Below are 15,238 nucleotides of genomic sequence, written 5' to 3' on the forward strand. Positions count from 1 at the left end.
TTCGCCCTTTGGGAGTAGCGGTACGCGGCAGGAATCGAGATAGCCAATACCCGGCTGAAGCCACCACGTGGCGTCAGGTCCACGGCAAGGGAGGACAGGACATGGAGAGGGTCGCACCCTCCTGCCAGAAGGCGCTGGCGGGGGCTTCGTCTGATGCAGAAGGCGTATCGCCACTGGCTGAAGACTACGCGAGATGGGTCGATACCGGTCAGATCGTTGCCGATGCCGCTCAGACTCGGGCGATCGCCTCCCTCGATCAACTGCTCAAGGCGTTGCGGGACGAACAACCTGCACGGGGCTGCTATCTGTGGGGGCCGGTGGGCCGCGGCAAGACTTGGCTGATGGATCGGTTTGTCGAGCGCTGTCCGGTGCCTGCCAGACGCTGGCATTTTCATCACTTCATGCGCTGGGTGCACCAGCGCCAGTTTCAACTGAGGGGCCAGCCAGACCCGTTGACACTGCTGGCCGATGAACTGGCGGCACAGGTGCGGGTGCTGTGCCTCGATGAGGTATACGTCGACGACATTGCGGATGCGATTCTATTGGGAGGGGTGATCGAGCGCCTGTTGGCGCGGCGTCTGGTGATGGTGGCAACGTCCAATCAGCCGCCGTCGGGGCTCTACCCCGGCGGTTTCAATCGGGAGCGACTGCTGCCAGCCATCGCGACCATGGAGGCGCATCTCGAGGTGCTGGAGCTCGATGGAGGTCAGGACCATCGCCACCACCCTGGGGCGCCCCATCAACGCTATTTTGTACGTCAGCCGGGAGAAAGCAGCGTGTTGCCGCAGCAGTTTGTGGCACTTTCCGGCGAGCACGCACGTTCCTGCTCGCTGGAGCTGCGCGGACGAGCGCTGTGCCTTCGTGGGGCCGCCCAGCGGGTGTTGTATGGGGATTTCGCACAGCTGTGTGAGGCGCCACTATCGGCACTGGACTTTATCGAACTATGCGACCGCTTCGATGTACTGCTGCTGGGCGCCGTGCCCTGTCTGGCTACCGAGCAAGAGCCTGAGCAAGCGCCATCCGCGGGTTCCCCGTCTACCCGGCCACGTGCCCTGGCTCGCGGCACCGAAGATGCCAGCGAGCAGGTATCGGCAGGCGAGCATGAGCTGCCACCCTTGAGCATCAAGGACGACAGCGTGCGGCGCTTCATTGCGCTGGTGGACGAGTGCTATGACCGACGTGTGCCGCTGGTCATTGAGGCAGCCGTGCCGATGCCATCACTGTACTCCCACGGTTACCTGTCCTTTGCGTTTCAGCGTACGCTAAGCCGGCTTGGGGAAATGCAGCTTGAGCGCTTCGCGCATCGATAGTGGGCGAGGCGCCGGGGCTGAGTGAATCCCCAGGGCGGCACGCATCATGTTTTTCGTCACAGGACCCGGCCCCCAGGGCGGGCCAGGGACACGACACACAGGGAGTGAGCAGGTGAGCCATTACGTCATCGAGCGGCTGCGGGCCGACTCGCCACATCTCGATCAGGTCGCTGGCTGGACCTTCGGCGCTTGGGGGCACCAGCATCAGGACGCCACTCTGCAGAGCTGGCGCGAAGCCACCGCCGAGCTGTGCGGCCCCGACGGGGTCCCCTCGGTATTCGTGGCGATGGCGGGCGGCCAGCCACTGGGCACCGCCAGCCTGTCGCCGGATGACATGAGTATTCGGCGGGAGCTGGGCCCCTGGCTCGCATCGGTGTTCGTGCCGCCAGAGCAGCGTGGTCAGGGCATCGCCTCGGCCCTGGTTCGACGCGTCGAACAGGAAGCCCGTGAGCACGGCATCGCACGGCTGCACCTCTACACACCCGACCAGCAGTCGCTGTATCGGCGGGGCGGATGGGAAGCCGTCGAGGATGTCGACTACCTGGGGGAGCGCGTGACCATCATGCGCCGCGACCTGGGCTAGACGGTCTGTCGGGTCCGGCTTCGCCGAAGCGGGAGCGTAGCGCCTTCTCGGCAATCTGGACCAGGCCTTCGGCGCGCCAGGCACTGCGACCAATGAACAGCCCGCCGATCTCCTCCCGTGCGGCCAGCGCCTCGCAGTTAACTGGATTGACACTGCCACCGTAGAGCACGGTCAGAGGTTCTCCGCGGGAGTTGGCGGGCAGGGCAGCGCGGATCTGGCGGTGCATCCAGGCGGCGTCATCGGCGCTGGCCGCAACGCCGCCCTCACCGATGGCCCAGACCGGTTCGTAGGCGATCAGCACGCGATCAAGGTCTGGGCCGGTGACGCCGGCCAGGGCCATCTTGCATTGGCGGATGACGGTCTCGGAGGCGCTACCCAGCGCTTTTTCCCGAGCCGTCTCTCCGACGCACAAAAGCGGAGTCAGGCCATGGGCCAGGGCGGCGTGGACCTTGCGGTTGAGGTCGCTGTCGTTCTCGCCGAAATGTTCCCTGCGCTCGCTGTGTCCCAGCTCTACCAGGTCGGCACCGGTATCGGCCACCATCAGCGGTGAAATCTCACCGGTATAGGCGCCAGACTCGGCCCAGTGCATGTTCTGGGCACCGACCTTCAGCGGGCTACTCGTCAAGTCTCTGCAGACTTGGGCCAAGGCAGTAAAGGGTGGTACGACGAAACCCTGCAACCGCGGGTCATGGAATACCTCGGTGCCTGCCACCTCCTGGGCGTAGCGGGCCGCTTCGCCCAGGGTCTTGTTCATCTTCCAACTGGTCCCGATCCAGAAAGGGGTCGTCATGGGGCTGTCCTCGTTGGCGTTGTCTTTGTCTCTATCACAGGCTCAGGCATCCAGGCTCAAACCGTAGTCCTTGAGCCAGCCAAGCGACTGCTGAGTCGTCGTGCTGGGGGTGTATTCCAGCGAGATGACCTTGTCGAATGCCATCTTCTCGAGCTCGCGAAACAGGAACGGGTAGTGGATCTCACCGGTGCCCGGTTCACCTCGCCCCGGGTTGTCGGCCAGTTGCACGAAACCAATATGTTCGCGGTGTCGACGTAGCGTCTCGATCAGCTCTCCTTCGGAGCGCTGCATCTGATAGATGTCGTACTGCAGCTTGAGGTTGGGGTGATTCACTGCTCCGAGCAGCGCCACACCGTCCCGCGTGGTGACCAGGGGATAGCCAGGGTGGGTGATCGGGTTGAGCGGTTCTACCAGAAGTCGCACGCCCTGGGCCGCGCAGGTGTCGGCCGCATAGCGCAGGTTGTCGATCAGCGTACGTTGGGCTTCGTCGGTGGCCTGATCGTCTCGTGGATAGCCAAGCGGGCAGTTCAACTGGTGTATGCCCAGTACTCTGGCGATCTCCAGAGTGGTTGTTACGCCGTCAGCAAACTCATTCCTGCGTTCTGGCCACACGGCGATGCCTCGCTCTCCCGAGTCCCAGTCGCCCCCCGGAAGGTTGCAGTGAAGTATCTCGACGCCGGCCTCCCTGGCCGCGTAGCGAATATCGTCGAGGCGTTCGCAGAACGGGTAGGGATGATGAAATTCCACCCGTCGGAATCCCGCCGCACGGGCCAGCGAGAAGCGCTCGAGAAAGGGCTTTTCGGTGAACATGAAGGTGAGGTTGGTCGCGAACTTCAGCATGGCAGGCTCTTGGAGTTGTGGTGTGGCGAAGCATGGTGGAGGGAGGCCTTCTACGACCTTGGTCGGGCGTTGACGGTCGGCTGTGGATTCACTAACGTTTCGCTAACGTGATATTTAACAGCCACCGAAAAAAATTTCAAAGACGACGTTTTGCTATCTCGAGACGTCACTTGCCGCGTCCGGCGTGGCGGTGGCAGTACCCCCGCTCACCCCCCCCACTGATGACCCGATGAAGAGAGCCGATACCGTGAAGACGCCACCTGCCAGTCACACCGAAGCCGATCTCGCTCTGCGTGCCGCCTGGCTGTCCTACGTGGGGGGTTACACCCAGGCGCAGATTGCCGAGCGCCTGCAGGTGTCGCGCATGAAGGTGCATCGCCTGGTGGCGTTGGCCCACGACATGGGCGCCGTCCAGGTGTTTATCGAAGGGTCACCGGCGGCGCTATTGCAGCTGGAGGACGAGCTCAAGCGGCTCGCCGGACTTGAGGACTGCATCGTGGTGCCGTCGCCGGAGCATGATGCCATTCGTCCCGAGGTCAATTTGGGCCGGGCCGCCGCCCACTACCTCAAGGCTCGCCTGGAGGCGAAGCAGGTCAGCACGCTGGGACTCGGTTGGGGGCGCAGCCTGTCGGAAATGGTGAACTGCCTGCCGACGCTGGACTGTCGTGGTGTGCGCATGGTGCCGGTGCTCGGCAGCGTGGTGCACAAGATGGCGCTGAATCCCTATGACGTCATCCATCGACTGGTGGACAAGACCGGGGGGGAGGGTTACCTGCTGCCGGTGCCGCTGTTCGCCGACACCGTGGACCATCGCGATGTGCTGATGAGCCAGCGCAGTGTCCAGGATGTGATGGCCATCGCCGCACAGGCCGACCTGACCATGGTGGGGATCGGCGCGGTGCCGGACCAGGGCCATTCGCTGCTGATGGAGCTGGGCGAGATCAATGCCGAAGACGCCGCCAGTCTGCGCAAGGACGGCGCCAGCGCGGAAATTCTCGGGCGATTCTTGAGCCGCGATGGACGAGAGCTCGATAGCGAGATCAATCGGCGCACCCTCGGCCTGTCATTGGCGCAGCTGCGTGGGCATCGCATCGTGGCGGTGGCAGGGGGAGCGCAGAAGATCGAGGCGACCCGGGCCGTGCTGGCCAGCGGTCTGCTCAAGGGGCTGATCACTGACGAAGAGGTCGCCCGGCAACTGGTGGCAGGCCTGCGCCAGGACGGCGGGGAGACCTAGCCGTCGCCATCAAGACCGCGCTATGTGACCGTCCCTTTGTCGCGACCTCCATCAAGAGTTATGCCGCATCCATCAAAAGTGGCGCTACATCCATGAACCGTGGTGCTACAGCCTTGAGAGCGGCGGTACACCCATAAGAATGGCGGCACGCCTACAAGAGGTGGTCCATGCACAATAACAATGCTCCCTCTCACCATGCTTCCCCCGGCAACACTCCCTCCCATAACCCCCGTTCCCACAACGCCCCCTCCCACAACGCCCTTCGCAGCGAGCGCCGCGATGTCATCGTGGGGCTGGATGCGGGCACGTCGGTGATCAAGGCGGTTGCCTTTGCTGGCGATGGACGTGAGCTGGCCAAGACGCAGTGCGCCAACCAGGTGCACCACCGTCCGGGAGGGGCGGTCGAGCAGGGGCTTGACGACACCTGGCGGGCGGCGCGCACCACCCTGGATGAGCTGTTCAGGCAACACCCTGAACTGGCAGATCGCCTGGGCGCCATCGCCGTGACGGGCCAGGGGGATGGCACCTGGTTGATCGATGACGCCGGTCGTCCGGTGGGGGACGCCATGCTGTGGCTGGACAACCGCTCCAGCGACATCGTCTCCCACTGGCGGGCTTCCCGCGCGGGCCCCGATAGCTATCGACTCACCGGTACCGGACTCAATCAGTCGATCCAGAGCGGCCAGCTGCGCTGGCTCAAGGACCACCACCCGGAACAGCTCGAGCGCGCGGCGACGGTCTTTCACTGCAAGGACTGGCTCTACTATTGTCTGACTGGCCAGAGGGCGACAGACCCCGCCGAGGCGCTGTGGACCTACGGTGACGTCAAGGGCGGCCACTACAGTGAGGCAGTGCTGGCGGCCTATGGCTTATCCGAGATGCGTGACAAGCTGCCGCCGATCGTTGACGGCAGTCGACACCATGCGCCGCTCGACGGGCAGCTCGCGCAAGCGCTGGGTCTGTGTCCCGGGGTGCCGGTGGTGCTGGCGCCGGTGGACATGCTGGCAACCGCGCTGGGCGCTGGCGTCTATGAGCCGGGCAGGCGGGTGGCTTGCTCGATCATCGGTACCACCGGCGCCCATCTGTGCGTGCGTGAAGACGCTCGCGATATCGTATTGAGCAACCAGTCCTGCTACACCATGCCCTGCGTTGCCCCCGACACCTGGGTCCAGCTGTGTTCGAACATGGCGGCCACCCTCAACCTGGAATGGTTCATCAAGGGCATGAACGAGATGCTCACGGCCCTGGGCGAGGCGCCCATGTCCACCGATGGACTGTTGCCCCGCCTTGACAAGGCGCTTGCGGCCACCGAACCAGGACGACTGATCTACCACCCTTTCATCTGCACCAATGGCGAGCGAGGCCCTTTCTTCAACCCGCGGGCCCGGGCCCAGTTTCTCGGCCTCAGCGCTGAATGCACGCACTTGCACATGGCTCGAGCCATCTATGAGGGCGTCGCCTTTGCCGCCCGGGATTGCTACCACGCCCTTGAGGCCCACCCGGAAGAACTGCGCTTGACCGGTGGCGCCGCCCAGAGTCGCACTCTGTGCACCATCCTGGCATCGGTGATGGGGGTGCCGGTGCGCACCCTGAGTCGCGGTGAAACCGGTGCCGCCGGCGCGGCCATGGTCGCCAGCCTGTGTCTGGGCCGCCACCGTGACCTGGCCGATGCCTGCGCGACCTGGGTGACGCCCTTCCTCGCCGAAGACCGGGTGATGCCCGACCCGGATCTGCACAACCTCTATGAGCGGCTCTATGGCGTCTATCGCCGCTCCTACGCCAGTGCCGATGGCTTCTGGCGCCATTTCGAGCGCGTTCGCGCCGACACCTGATTCAGCATCACGGGGCCCGTACCCGAGGAGACGTTCATGACAACCGCAACAGACAGCTTGCCATTCTTCGACCTGCTGGTGATCGGCGGGGGCATCAATGGCGCGGGCTTTGCCCAGGACGCCGCTGGACGTGGGCTTTCCGTGGCGCTGTGTGAAAAGGATGACCTGGCCCAGGGCACCTCGTCGCGCAGCGGCAAGCTGGTGCACGGGGGGCTGCGCTATCTCGAGTATTATGAGTTTCGACTGGTCCGCGAGGCGCTGCGCGAGCGAAGCGTACTGCTGAAGAAGGCGCCGCACATCATCTGGCCGATGCGCTTCGTGCTGCCCCATAGTCCTGATCAGCGACCTGCGTGGTTGGTGCGCTGCGGACTTTTTCTGTACGACCATCTTGGTGGCAAGGACGATCTGTTGCCCGGCAGTCGCAGTATCCGTATGAATCGCGACCCAGAGGGGGCGGCCATCAAGGACGACTTCGCCAAGGGCTTCGAGTATGCCGATTGCTGGGTCGACGACGCACGTCTGGTGGTGCTCAATGTCCAGGATGCTGAGGCTCGGGGCGCCAGGATCTACACCCGGATGGGCTGTACCCGGGCGGTACGGCTTGAGGATCGCTGGGAGGTGGAATTGACCGACAGTGACACCGGCGAGCTGATGCGACTGCAGGCGAAGGCGGTGATCAACGCCGCCGGCCCCTGGGTCGACAAGGTGCTCAAGGGCTCCTTCACTCAAGGGGGAGAGGACAGGGTCAAGTTGGTAAAAGGTAGCCATATCGTGCTACCCAAGCGCTACGCCACCGCCAATTCCTACCTGCTGCAGAATGACGACAAGCGAGTCATCTTCGTCAACCCTTACGAGGGCGACAAGCTGTTGGTCGGAACCACCGACATCGTCTACGAAGGTGACCCTGACCAGGTCGCCATCGACCAGGGTGAGATCGACTACCTGCTGGGCGTGGTCAATCGCTACTTCAAGACGCCTTATACCCAGGACGATATCCTGACGAGTTTTTCCGGTATTCGCCCGCTGTTCGATGATGCCCAGGAGAATCCCTCGGCGGTGACCCGGGACTACGTCTTTGACACCGACGACATGGATGGCAAGGTGCCCTTGCTGTCGGTCTTTGGTGGCAAGATCACCACCTACCGCAAGCTGGCCGAACACGGCCTCGACAAGCTGGCGCCGTACTTCCCTGAGATGGGCAAGCGCTGGAACGAACACGTCCCCCTGCCAGGGGGTGATATCCCCGGCGCCGACGTCGCGGCCTTTATCGATACCCTTGCACGGGACTATCCCTGGCTCGAGGCCGCCACCCTCAACCGCTACGCTCGGCTTTACGGCACCTTGGCCTATCGTGTGCTTGGCGACGCTGCCAGCTACGTGGACCTTGGCGAACATCTGGGCGCGGATCTCTATGAGCGCGAGGCGCGCTATCTGGTCCAGCATGAGTGGGCGCGCCGTGGGTCCGATATTCTCGAGCGCCGCACCAAGCTCTACCTGGTGATGAATCAGGAAGAGATCAATGCGGTCGAGCGCTGGATCGCGGGGGAGCTGATTCGCCTTGGTACCTCTTCGGCATCTCCGAGCGTGGTTCAGGCCTGAGCCGCGATGGGATGCGGATCTGGTTTTTTATGGGCTGCGGTGGGGGCGAACGTTGGGTGGCCAGGCACCTGAGGCTCGATGAGAGAAGTAGGGCTCGGCTAGACAAATAAAGGGGAGCCAGCAGGCTCCCCTTCAGGTGATCGTGTCCCTATCACCTGGTCAAGTGAACAGTGAGCGTAGCTGCCGCTGGTTGTCCAGGGTCATGGCGCAGGCGTGGGCGGCCTCGCGACCCTTGGTGATGAAGTGCTCGTGGTAGAAGGCGGTGTGCACCGCGTGCTCGTGGAAGTGGTGGGGGGTCAGCACCACCGACAATACCGGCACCTCAGTATCAAGCTGTACCTTCATCATGCCGTCGATGACCGCCTGGGCGACAAAATCATGGCGATAGATGCCGCCGTCGACGACAAATCCTGCGCCGATGATGGCGCTATAGCGACCGCTTTTCGCCAGCATCTTGGCTTGAAGCGGGATCTCGTAAGCGCCGGCCACGCTGAAAACATCGACCTGGGACGCCGCAATACCGTGTTCGTCGGCCAGGGTGGACACAAACGCCTCGCGGGCCTGGGCGACGATATCGCTGTGCCAGCTCGCTTGGATAAAGGCGATGCGTGGGACTTCCTGGCTCGCCATGTGGCTAGCGCTGGAGGGGGAGTGGGACTGATTCATGGTTATCTCCTGAAACACCAGAATCAGGGCAAGTAGGCGCCCGCGCCGAGTGACGCCATGGGGCGTTACGGTCACTGGCTGCCGTTCTCTTTCATCCGGACTATCACCGTCGGCTACGGAATCTCACCGTATCTGCTGACCCCTTTCGCGGACCATGATGGGTGTCCATCGGTCATCGAAAGGGCGCTCGCGGGCTTGTGCCTGGGGTCTCCCATCCTTCCTGAAAGACCATGGCCATCACCGCCGGTGGGGACTTTCACCCCGCCCTGAGAACCTTGGAAAACGCTGGATAAGCCAGCCGTACACAATGCAGCGTAGGGCGCTCCCCACGCACCACCCAGAGCCTATGCAGTACAGGTGAGGCAGTGGAGCCACGCAACGCAGCGATGTGTCCGTGCAGGCCGTGTTTTCCTTTGTTGGGTTATCGCCCTGAAGGGAACGATGACCCCCGTTTAATGACGGTGCGAGCACCGTCCCCACCGCATGTGCTGCGGGGCAGCATATTCTACTCATCCGCCCTCGCGACGGCCAGTGTCCACAGTGATGAGGCATGCGCCTCTAAGGAAACACTGCATAAATGACTGCGCTCGACATCTCGGCTGCTGGCGGTGCTCAAGATCCTCATTTAACCGCATGTAAACTCCGGTCTTTCCGCTCCGACAGCTACCGACCTGTCATCGCTCGAAACATGTATTCAGCGTTTCCCTAACGTTCCACGCCTGGCTTTTTGGCCAGCGTGGAGCCTCGGCCCCGCGGCGGAGCGTCATAGCGAGCGCGTAGAAAATTCTTGAACACATGATGAACTAATGTTCGGTCTGATATCACAGGCTATGCGCAATGGCGCCTGATCTGGATATGCGACCAAAGGGGCATTTGCCGGCCTTTTATGCCTTTTGTCGGACAGAGTCCCTAAGTATCCAGGGAGTTGCTGAGATCTTGAATCACAGATGTGAAACGATAAAAGGTAAGATAAGGATGATCTTTTGATCGATATCTTTACAAATGGTCGGTCGGTGATAGGGTGAAAACACGGCTCGGCGTCGGGTGTCGGGCGCGCTATCGACTATCGGAGAACGCTCATGGTGAATTCAGGCTCATCTCTCAGGGTGGCGGTCGGCGGTGATGAGGCGGCGTACGAGCTCAAGGAGGTGCTGATTGCCCATATCAGGGAGCTGGGGCATCAGGTTGAGGATTTCGGCACCTTCAATGCCGAGCCGATCCTCTACCCGGACGTGGCGATCGAGGTGGCGGAGGCCATCAAGGCAGGGCGATTTGATCGCGGGGTGCTGGTGTGCGGTACCGGTATCGGCGTGGCGATTTCGGCCAACAAGGTGCCGGGTATTCGCGCCGCCCAGGCCCACGACACCTATTCGGCAGGCAAGGCGAGAACCAGCAATGATGCCCATATCGTGACCATCGGGGCGCGGGTGGTGGGGCCGGAGCTGGCCAAGGATATCGTGTCGACGTTTCTGTCCAAGAGCTTTCCTGGCGGTGCATCGGCGCAGAAGGTGGAGCGTATTGCCGCCTATGAAGCGACTCACGGCGGTGCAGTGGAGAGATGAGCTGGAATTGGTCTTTGTGGCGGCGCGGATCGTCAGAAGGTGTCGCCCTGCAAGGTCCCAACATGGCGTCAGGACACACGTATGACACGTCTCTACAACGAACCCAGTGACTTTTCCGAGCAGGCCCGCCTGGGTCTGGTAGCGGCACACGCAGAGATCCTTATGGCGGTGCCCGGCGGTGTGGTGCGGTCGACCCGCAGTGCACCCGGCAGTGTGGCGGTGGTGATCGGGGGTGGCAGTGGCCACTACCCGGCCTTCGCCGGCTTGGTCGGCCAGGGGTTGGCCCACGGCGCGGCCATGGGCAACCTGTTTGCCTCACCCTCCGCTCAGCAGGTATACAGCGTGGCCAAGGCGGCCGATAACGGTGGCGGCGTCCTGCTGACCTTCGGCAACTACGCCGGTGATGTGCTGCACTTTGGCCAGGCGCGAGAGCGACTCATTCAGGAAGGAATTCCCTGCGAGATCGTGCTGGTCACTGACGACATCTCCAGTGCTTCCCTGACCGAGATCGACAAGCGCCGTGGTATCGCCGGCGACCTGACGGTATTCAAGGCGGCCTCGGCGGCGGCGGAGGCCGGAGCCGATCTCGTAGAGGTGGTTAGGGTGGCGCAAGAGGCCAATCGGCGTACCCGGTCGTTTGGGGTGGCCTTCGATGGTTGCACCTTGCCAGGCGCCGAGGACGCCCTCTTTCATGTGCCTCAGGGGCGCATGGCGCTGGGGCTTGGTATCCATGGTGAGCCGGGTATCAGCGAGAGGGATGTGCCCAGTGCCGACGGCCTGGCCGAGACCCTGGTCGAGCGGGTGCTGTCTGAGCTGCCCGAGGGCATCAGCGCTGGCGGTGGGCGAGCGGCGGTGATTCTCAATGGCCTGGGCACGATCAAGTATGAAGAGCTGTTCGTGGTCTATCGGCGCGTCGATGAGCTGTTGCGTCAGGCCGGCGTGGTCATCGTCGAGCCGGATGTGGGTGAGCTGGTCACCAGTCTCGATATGGCGGGGGTGTCGTTGACGCTGTTCTGGCTGGATGACGAGATGGAGCGTCTGTGGCGGGCGCCAGCCAACTGTGCGGCCTATCGCAAGGGCAGTTTGGTGCCCGCCAAGGCGCGTGATGCCGCTGAGGTGGTGCCGATCCAGGCGCGCGAGGTTCCTCCGGCCAGCGACGCCTCGCGCCAGCTGGCGAAGCGGGTGGTCGAGGCCCTGGCGGTGCTGGTCAAGACGGTGGATGACAATGGCGACGAGCTGGGGCGTATCGACGCCGTGGCCGGTGACGGTGATCACGGTATCGGTATGCGGCGTGGCAGTCTTGCCGGGCTTGAGGCGGCGCGCGGTGCGCATGAGCAGGGTGCCGGTGCGCAGACCGTGTTGAGGATAGCTGCTGACGCCTGGGCTGATCGCGGTGGCGGTACCTCGGGTGCGATCTGGGGGGTGATCTTGACCTCGTTGGGCGATGCCCTCGGTGATCATGCTCCGTTGAGTGCTGAGCGTCTCGCCACTGGTGTCTCGGCGGCGAGCGAAAACGTCATGCAGTTCGGCAAGGCCAGGCCTGGGGACAAGACACTAGTGGATGTATTGGTGCCTTTCGCCAGCGCGCTGTACGAGGCATCGACGCTGGGCGTCAGTGAGGCCTGGGATCAGGCGGCGGCAGTGGCGCGGCAGTCCGCCGATGCCACCGCTGAGTTGCTGCCAAAGGTGGGGCGGGCGCGTCCGTTGGCAGAGAAGAGTCTGGGGACGCCAGACCCTGGCGCGGTATCGCTGTCACTGATCATTACCGCGATCGCGCCGCTGCTGCGTCGCTGTCCATAGTGTGGTCCTCGCCCCATGCCGCGTCGATATGACCGGGGGCTTCGGCGATATGCTAAAGTGTGCTCCTGCCCTCGCCCCGGGGGCGGGGCACCATGGACAACCAGGGATACGCGCGATGATCGATCGCCAGGACGCCGCCGATATCGAGCTGATGACCGAGATATCGACCCTCTACTATGTGCAAGGAGAGACCCAGGAGGTCATCGCCAACCGGCTTGGTCTATCTCGCGTGCGGGTGGGGCGTCTGTTGAAGCGTGCGCAGTCTGAAGGCATCGTCGATGTGCGTGTGCGTCAACATCCTGCAGTGAGTGTAGAGATCGAACAGGAGCTCAAGCGACGTTTCGGCATCAAGCGAGCGCTGGTGGCGCTGGATCACGCTGACCCCGACGTGCAGCGCTCATCGGTGGCCAGTCTGGTCGCCGATCATCTTTCACGGACCCTGGCCGACGGCCATATCGTCGCGGTCGGCATGGGGCGCAACGTGGGCGCCGTGGCCGACAACGTGTTCGGTGAGGGGGAGCTCAATGTCTCGTTTGTGTGTGCCATTGGTGGCTCGCTGAGGGCTGGCGAGTACATGAACCCGGATCATATCTGCCGTCGTCTGGCCAGCAAGTTTGGCGGCGAAAGCGAGACGCTGTATGCGCCCGCTCTGGTGCAGAATACGACCCTGCGTGATGCCCTCTACGACAACCCTACGGTGCGCCAGACCCTGGACCGCGCTCGCCGCGCTGACACCGCCCTGATCGGTGTCGGCGACGTCAGCGAGAACAGCAACATGGTGCGCATGGGCTGGTTCACACCGCAGGAAATCGCCGAGGCGCGCCTATCTGGCACCGTCGGCGACATGATGGGGTATGACTTTATCGACATTCATGGACGCCCGTCGGTAACGCCGATGCAAGGTCGTGTGGTCGGTCTCAACATCCAGGATCTGACCCGGATCCCTGACGTCATCGCGATTGCCAGCGAACATACCAAGGCGGTGGGTATCCTTGGTGCCCTGCGAACCGGCGTCATCGACACCCTGGCGACCAGCGCCACCAACGCCCACACCATCATTCGCCTTGATGAAGCCACGCGCACCGAAGATATCTCGGCCAGCGAGGCGCTGGCGGGGGAGTAGGTGCCGGCTTTTTTAGCGCGAGTTGCCACCTTGCTATTGTAGGTCTTGCCACAGGTGGCCTTGTCATAAGAGGTCTTTCCAGAAGATGTCTTGCCATAAGATGTCGTCTAAAAAGTGGCCTGCACAAGTGCGACTGCGGACTCTGGCAAGCTGGTAGTGGCGTGTTGGCCTCTACTGCACCGTATAGCCATCGTCGATCACCAGGTTGTCGCCACTGATCATGACGATGCCGGCCTGCAGGGCGTCATGGGGTGAGCGGAAGAAGGTCTCTCGGCCGTCGATTCGCAGTGTCCCTGCGTCCCCCGGCAGGACGCCCATCAGCACGTGGAGTAGCGTCGACTTGCCGGCACCATCGCCGCCGCACAGGGCATGTACGCTGCCTGCGCGCAAGCTCAGGCGGCCATCGTGCAAGGCGGGCACGCCAGAAAAGGACTTGGCAATACCAGTGGCGTCAAGAAGGAGAGAGGTGGGCATACCGACGCCGTTCAAATGATCTTTAGCCTATCTTATGTTTGGTCGGTATGACGGAGTTAGTCAAAGCGCTTGCTTGTTCTGGTGCCTAGGCATGGGTCTATGTTTCTTCTATTCGCTTTATGTCAAAAGGGATTTGGTGCGAGTCTTCGGAGAGGGCGTTATTGAGGGTGGCGGGGTTTGTTAGCAGGTGAGCCCTTTTGGTGGTTTATATGAACGTATATCTCTCATTTATTCATGTACTTTCGCCTTGTTGCAGCGTAAAGCCGACGTCGATGCAGGCCTCTGGCTGGCGACCCTCCAGGCGATCGATGATCTGATGGGCGGCCAGGCGTCCGATGGCTTCGCGGGGGGAAACAATGGTCGTCAGGCGGGGAATCAGGGCACGTGCGAAGGGCAGTCCGGTAAAACCTGCGATGGCGATGTCGTCGGGCACGCGCAGGCCCTGGCGCTGTGCTTCCAGCAAGGCACCGGATGCCATTACGTCATCGATGAAGTGGATGGCCTCGACCTGCGGGTATTGGCGGCGTATTTCGTCCAGCGCTGCACCGCCGAGGTCGTAGTGGCTGTCCTGCTGCCATTCCATCAAGGGGGCATCCAGGCCTTCGCTGACCAGGCGTGAGCGATGGCCTTCGTAGCGCTGGGCGGCGCGATAGTTATGCGCGAGTCGAGTGCCGGCAAACACGATGTGGCGGTAGCCCTGGGCCAGCAAGTGGTCGGCCATGGTGGCGCCGGCCCGTTGATGGTCCATGCCCACGTTCATGTCCACTGCCTGGCCCAGTTCCATGATCTCCACCAGCGGGCGGGGGAAGCGTTTGAGCAGCTCACTCAAGCCCTCCCGGTGACGCAGGCCCGTGGTCACCAGGGCGGTGGGAGACCAGCCGAGGAAGGTGCGGATCAGCTCCTCTTCGCGCTCCATGCTGTAGTCGGTATTGCCCAGCAGCATCTGATATCCGTGCTGGTCGAAGACGGTCTGAAGTCCCTGGATGACTTCGACGAACACCACGTTGGACAGCGAAGGCACGATGACAGGAATAAATCGTGAGCTGGCCGACGCCAGGGTGCCGGCGACCATATTGGGGACGTAGCCGACCTTGGCGATAGCCGCTTCCACTTTCTCGCGGGTGGCCTCGCGCACGCTGTCGGGACGGTGGATGGCGCGGGAGACGGTGATGGCCGATACCCCCGCTTCCCGCGCGACGTCGTCCAGGGTGGGGTTATCAAGTCCCTTGCGCCGTCGCCGGTCGCCGCCTTGTGGCTCACTCATCATGCTCTCCCTGTTGGGCGCTGCTTATGGCTATGCCAGTCTTATGGCCACCTATGCCTATTTTATGCCGAACCGGTCGTCTTGAGGACCTGAGTGCTGTTCCTCGCGCCGAGAGGGCCGGGCATGGCTGTGCGGTTCGGGAAGGTCGGCCTGCCCCTGAA

General features: G+C 62.8%; 13 protein-coding genes and 1 riboswitch. Of the genes, 8 read left to right on the forward strand and 5 right to left on the reverse strand.

Annotated elements, in window-relative coordinates:
• Window positions 1-101: 101 nt before the first annotated feature.
• Together zapE and KUV45_RS07940 are read left to right on the forward strand one after the other, a co-directional pair.
• On the forward strand, window positions 102-1,310 hold the full coding sequence (gene zapE, locus KUV45_RS07935) for a cell division protein ZapE (protein ID WP_222162653.1): 1,209 nt from the start codon (window positions 102-104) through the stop codon (window positions 1,308-1,310).
• Between the two features lie 112 nt (window positions 1,311-1,422).
• Window positions 1,423-1,893 carry a GNAT family N-acetyltransferase gene (locus KUV45_RS07940; RefSeq protein ID WP_222237691.1) on the forward strand — a complete coding sequence of 157 codons (471 nt, stop codon included), beginning with the start codon at window positions 1,423-1,425 and terminating at the stop codon, window positions 1,891-1,893.
• Here KUV45_RS07940 and KUV45_RS07945 read toward each other — a convergent pair.
• Window positions 1,871-2,683, reverse strand: a complete 813-nt coding sequence (locus tag KUV45_RS07945; RefSeq protein ID WP_222162655.1) for a triose-phosphate isomerase — start codon at window positions 2,681-2,683, stop codon at window positions 1,871-1,873. The genes KUV45_RS07940 and KUV45_RS07945 overlap by 23 nt on opposite strands.
• A gap of 42 nt (window positions 2,684-2,725) precedes the next feature.
• On the reverse strand, window positions 2,726-3,523 hold the full coding sequence (locus KUV45_RS07950) for a hydroxypyruvate isomerase family protein (RefSeq protein WP_222162656.1): 798 nt from the start codon (window positions 3,521-3,523) through the stop codon (window positions 2,726-2,728).
• A gap of 247 nt (window positions 3,524-3,770) precedes the next feature.
• Between KUV45_RS07950 and KUV45_RS07955 the strand changes: the two genes are divergently transcribed.
• The 3 genes from KUV45_RS07955 (at window position 3,771) to KUV45_RS07965 (ending at window position 8,188) form a co-directional block, all read left to right on the forward strand.
• Window positions 3,771-4,757, forward strand: a complete 987-nt coding sequence (locus tag KUV45_RS07955; RefSeq protein ID WP_222162657.1) for a sugar-binding transcriptional regulator — start codon at window positions 3,771-3,773, stop codon at window positions 4,755-4,757.
• A gap of 167 nt (window positions 4,758-4,924) precedes the next feature.
• Window positions 4,925-6,589, forward strand: a complete 1,665-nt coding sequence (locus KUV45_RS07960) for an FGGY-family carbohydrate kinase (protein ID WP_222162658.1) — start codon at window positions 4,925-4,927, stop codon at window positions 6,587-6,589.
• 36 nt (window positions 6,590-6,625) lie between these two features.
• Window positions 6,626-8,188, forward strand: a complete 1,563-nt coding sequence (locus KUV45_RS07965) for a glycerol-3-phosphate dehydrogenase (protein WP_222162659.1) — start codon at window positions 6,626-6,628, stop codon at window positions 8,186-8,188.
• 159 nt (window positions 8,189-8,347) lie between these two features.
• Here the strand turns inward: KUV45_RS07965 and KUV45_RS07970 are convergent, their stop codons facing one another.
• Window positions 8,348-8,854 (reverse strand): 6,7-dimethyl-8-ribityllumazine synthase, encoded by a 507-nt coding sequence (locus KUV45_RS07970; protein WP_222162660.1) that lies wholly within the window; start codon window positions 8,852-8,854, stop codon window positions 8,348-8,350.
• Between the two features lie 79 nt (window positions 8,855-8,933).
• Window positions 8,934-9,132, reverse strand: a riboswitch (FMN riboswitch).
• An 801-nt stretch (window positions 9,133-9,933) separates the two neighbouring features.
• On the opposite strand from KUV45_RS07970, the gene KUV45_RS07975 reads away from it, so the two are divergent.
• The 3 genes from KUV45_RS07975 (at window position 9,934) to KUV45_RS07985 (ending at window position 13,339) form a co-directional block, all read left to right on the forward strand.
• Window positions 9,934-10,416 (forward strand): RpiB/LacA/LacB family sugar-phosphate isomerase, encoded by a 483-nt coding sequence (locus KUV45_RS07975; RefSeq protein ID WP_222162661.1) that lies wholly within the window; start codon window positions 9,934-9,936, stop codon window positions 10,414-10,416.
• A gap of 81 nt (window positions 10,417-10,497) precedes the next feature.
• Complete coding sequence (locus KUV45_RS07980; RefSeq protein ID WP_222162662.1) at window positions 10,498-12,216, forward strand: dihydroxyacetone kinase family protein; 1,719 nt, start codon at window positions 10,498-10,500, stop codon at window positions 12,214-12,216.
• A 115-nt stretch (window positions 12,217-12,331) separates the two neighbouring features.
• Window positions 12,332-13,339 carry a sugar-binding transcriptional regulator gene (locus KUV45_RS07985; protein WP_222162663.1) on the forward strand — a complete coding sequence of 336 codons (1,008 nt, stop codon included), beginning with the start codon at window positions 12,332-12,334 and terminating at the stop codon, window positions 13,337-13,339.
• Window positions 13,340-13,510: 171 nt separating this feature from the next.
• Here KUV45_RS07985 and KUV45_RS07990 read toward each other — a convergent pair whose 3' ends face one another.
• Both KUV45_RS07990 and KUV45_RS07995 read right to left on the reverse strand, forming a co-directional pair.
• Window positions 13,511-13,813: an ATP-binding cassette domain-containing protein gene (locus KUV45_RS07990; RefSeq protein ID WP_222162664.1), complete on the reverse strand. Its 303-nt coding sequence runs from the start codon at window positions 13,811-13,813 to the stop codon at window positions 13,511-13,513.
• Between the two features lie 232 nt (window positions 13,814-14,045).
• Window positions 14,046-15,077: a LacI family DNA-binding transcriptional regulator gene (locus tag KUV45_RS07995; RefSeq protein ID WP_222162665.1), complete on the reverse strand. Its 1,032-nt coding sequence runs from the start codon at window positions 15,075-15,077 to the stop codon at window positions 14,046-14,048.
• Between the last annotated feature and the right edge of the window lie 161 nt (window positions 15,078-15,238).

The sequence above is a fragment of the Halomonas sp. DP3Y7-2 genome (assembly GCF_019800795.1).
GTDB classification, from domain to species: domain Bacteria; phylum Pseudomonadota; class Gammaproteobacteria; order Pseudomonadales; family Halomonadaceae; genus Halomonas; species Halomonas litopenaei_A.

Bases quoted from the DNA above. Each gene is read 5' to 3' on its own strand.
- KUV45_RS07965 (WP_222162659.1), top strand. From the start codon at position 6,626: ATGACAACCGCAACAGACAGCTTGCCATTCTTCGACCTGCTGGTGATC.
- KUV45_RS07980 (WP_222162662.1), top strand. From the start codon at position 10,498: ATGACACGTCTCTACAACGAACCCAGTGACTTTTCCGAGCAGGCCCGC.
- KUV45_RS07975 (WP_222162661.1), top strand. From the start codon at position 9,934: ATGGTGAATTCAGGCTCATCTCTCAGGGTGGCGGTCGGCGGTGATGAG.
- KUV45_RS07985 (WP_222162663.1), top strand. From the start codon at position 12,332: ATGATCGATCGCCAGGACGCCGCCGATATCGAGCTGATGACCGAGATA.
- KUV45_RS07970 (WP_222162660.1), bottom strand. From the start codon at position 8,854: ATGAATCAGTCCCACTCCCCCTCCAGCGCTAGCCACATGGCGAGCCAG.
- zapE (WP_222162653.1), top strand. From the start codon at position 102: ATGGAGAGGGTCGCACCCTCCTGCCAGAAGGCGCTGGCGGGGGCTTCG.
- KUV45_RS07950 (WP_222162656.1), bottom strand. From the start codon at position 3,523: ATGCTGAAGTTCGCGACCAACCTCACCTTCATGTTCACCGAAAAGCCC.
- KUV45_RS07945 (WP_222162655.1), bottom strand. From the start codon at position 2,683: ATGACGACCCCTTTCTGGATCGGGACCAGTTGGAAGATGAACAAGACC.
- KUV45_RS07990 (WP_222162664.1), bottom strand. From the start codon at position 13,813: ATGCCCACCTCTCTCCTTCTTGACGCCACTGGTATTGCCAAGTCCTTT.
- KUV45_RS07995 (WP_222162665.1), bottom strand. From the start codon at position 15,077: ATGAGTGAGCCACAAGGCGGCGACCGGCGACGGCGCAAGGGACTTGAT.
- KUV45_RS07960 (WP_222162658.1), top strand. From the start codon at position 4,925: ATGCACAATAACAATGCTCCCTCTCACCATGCTTCCCCCGGCAACACT.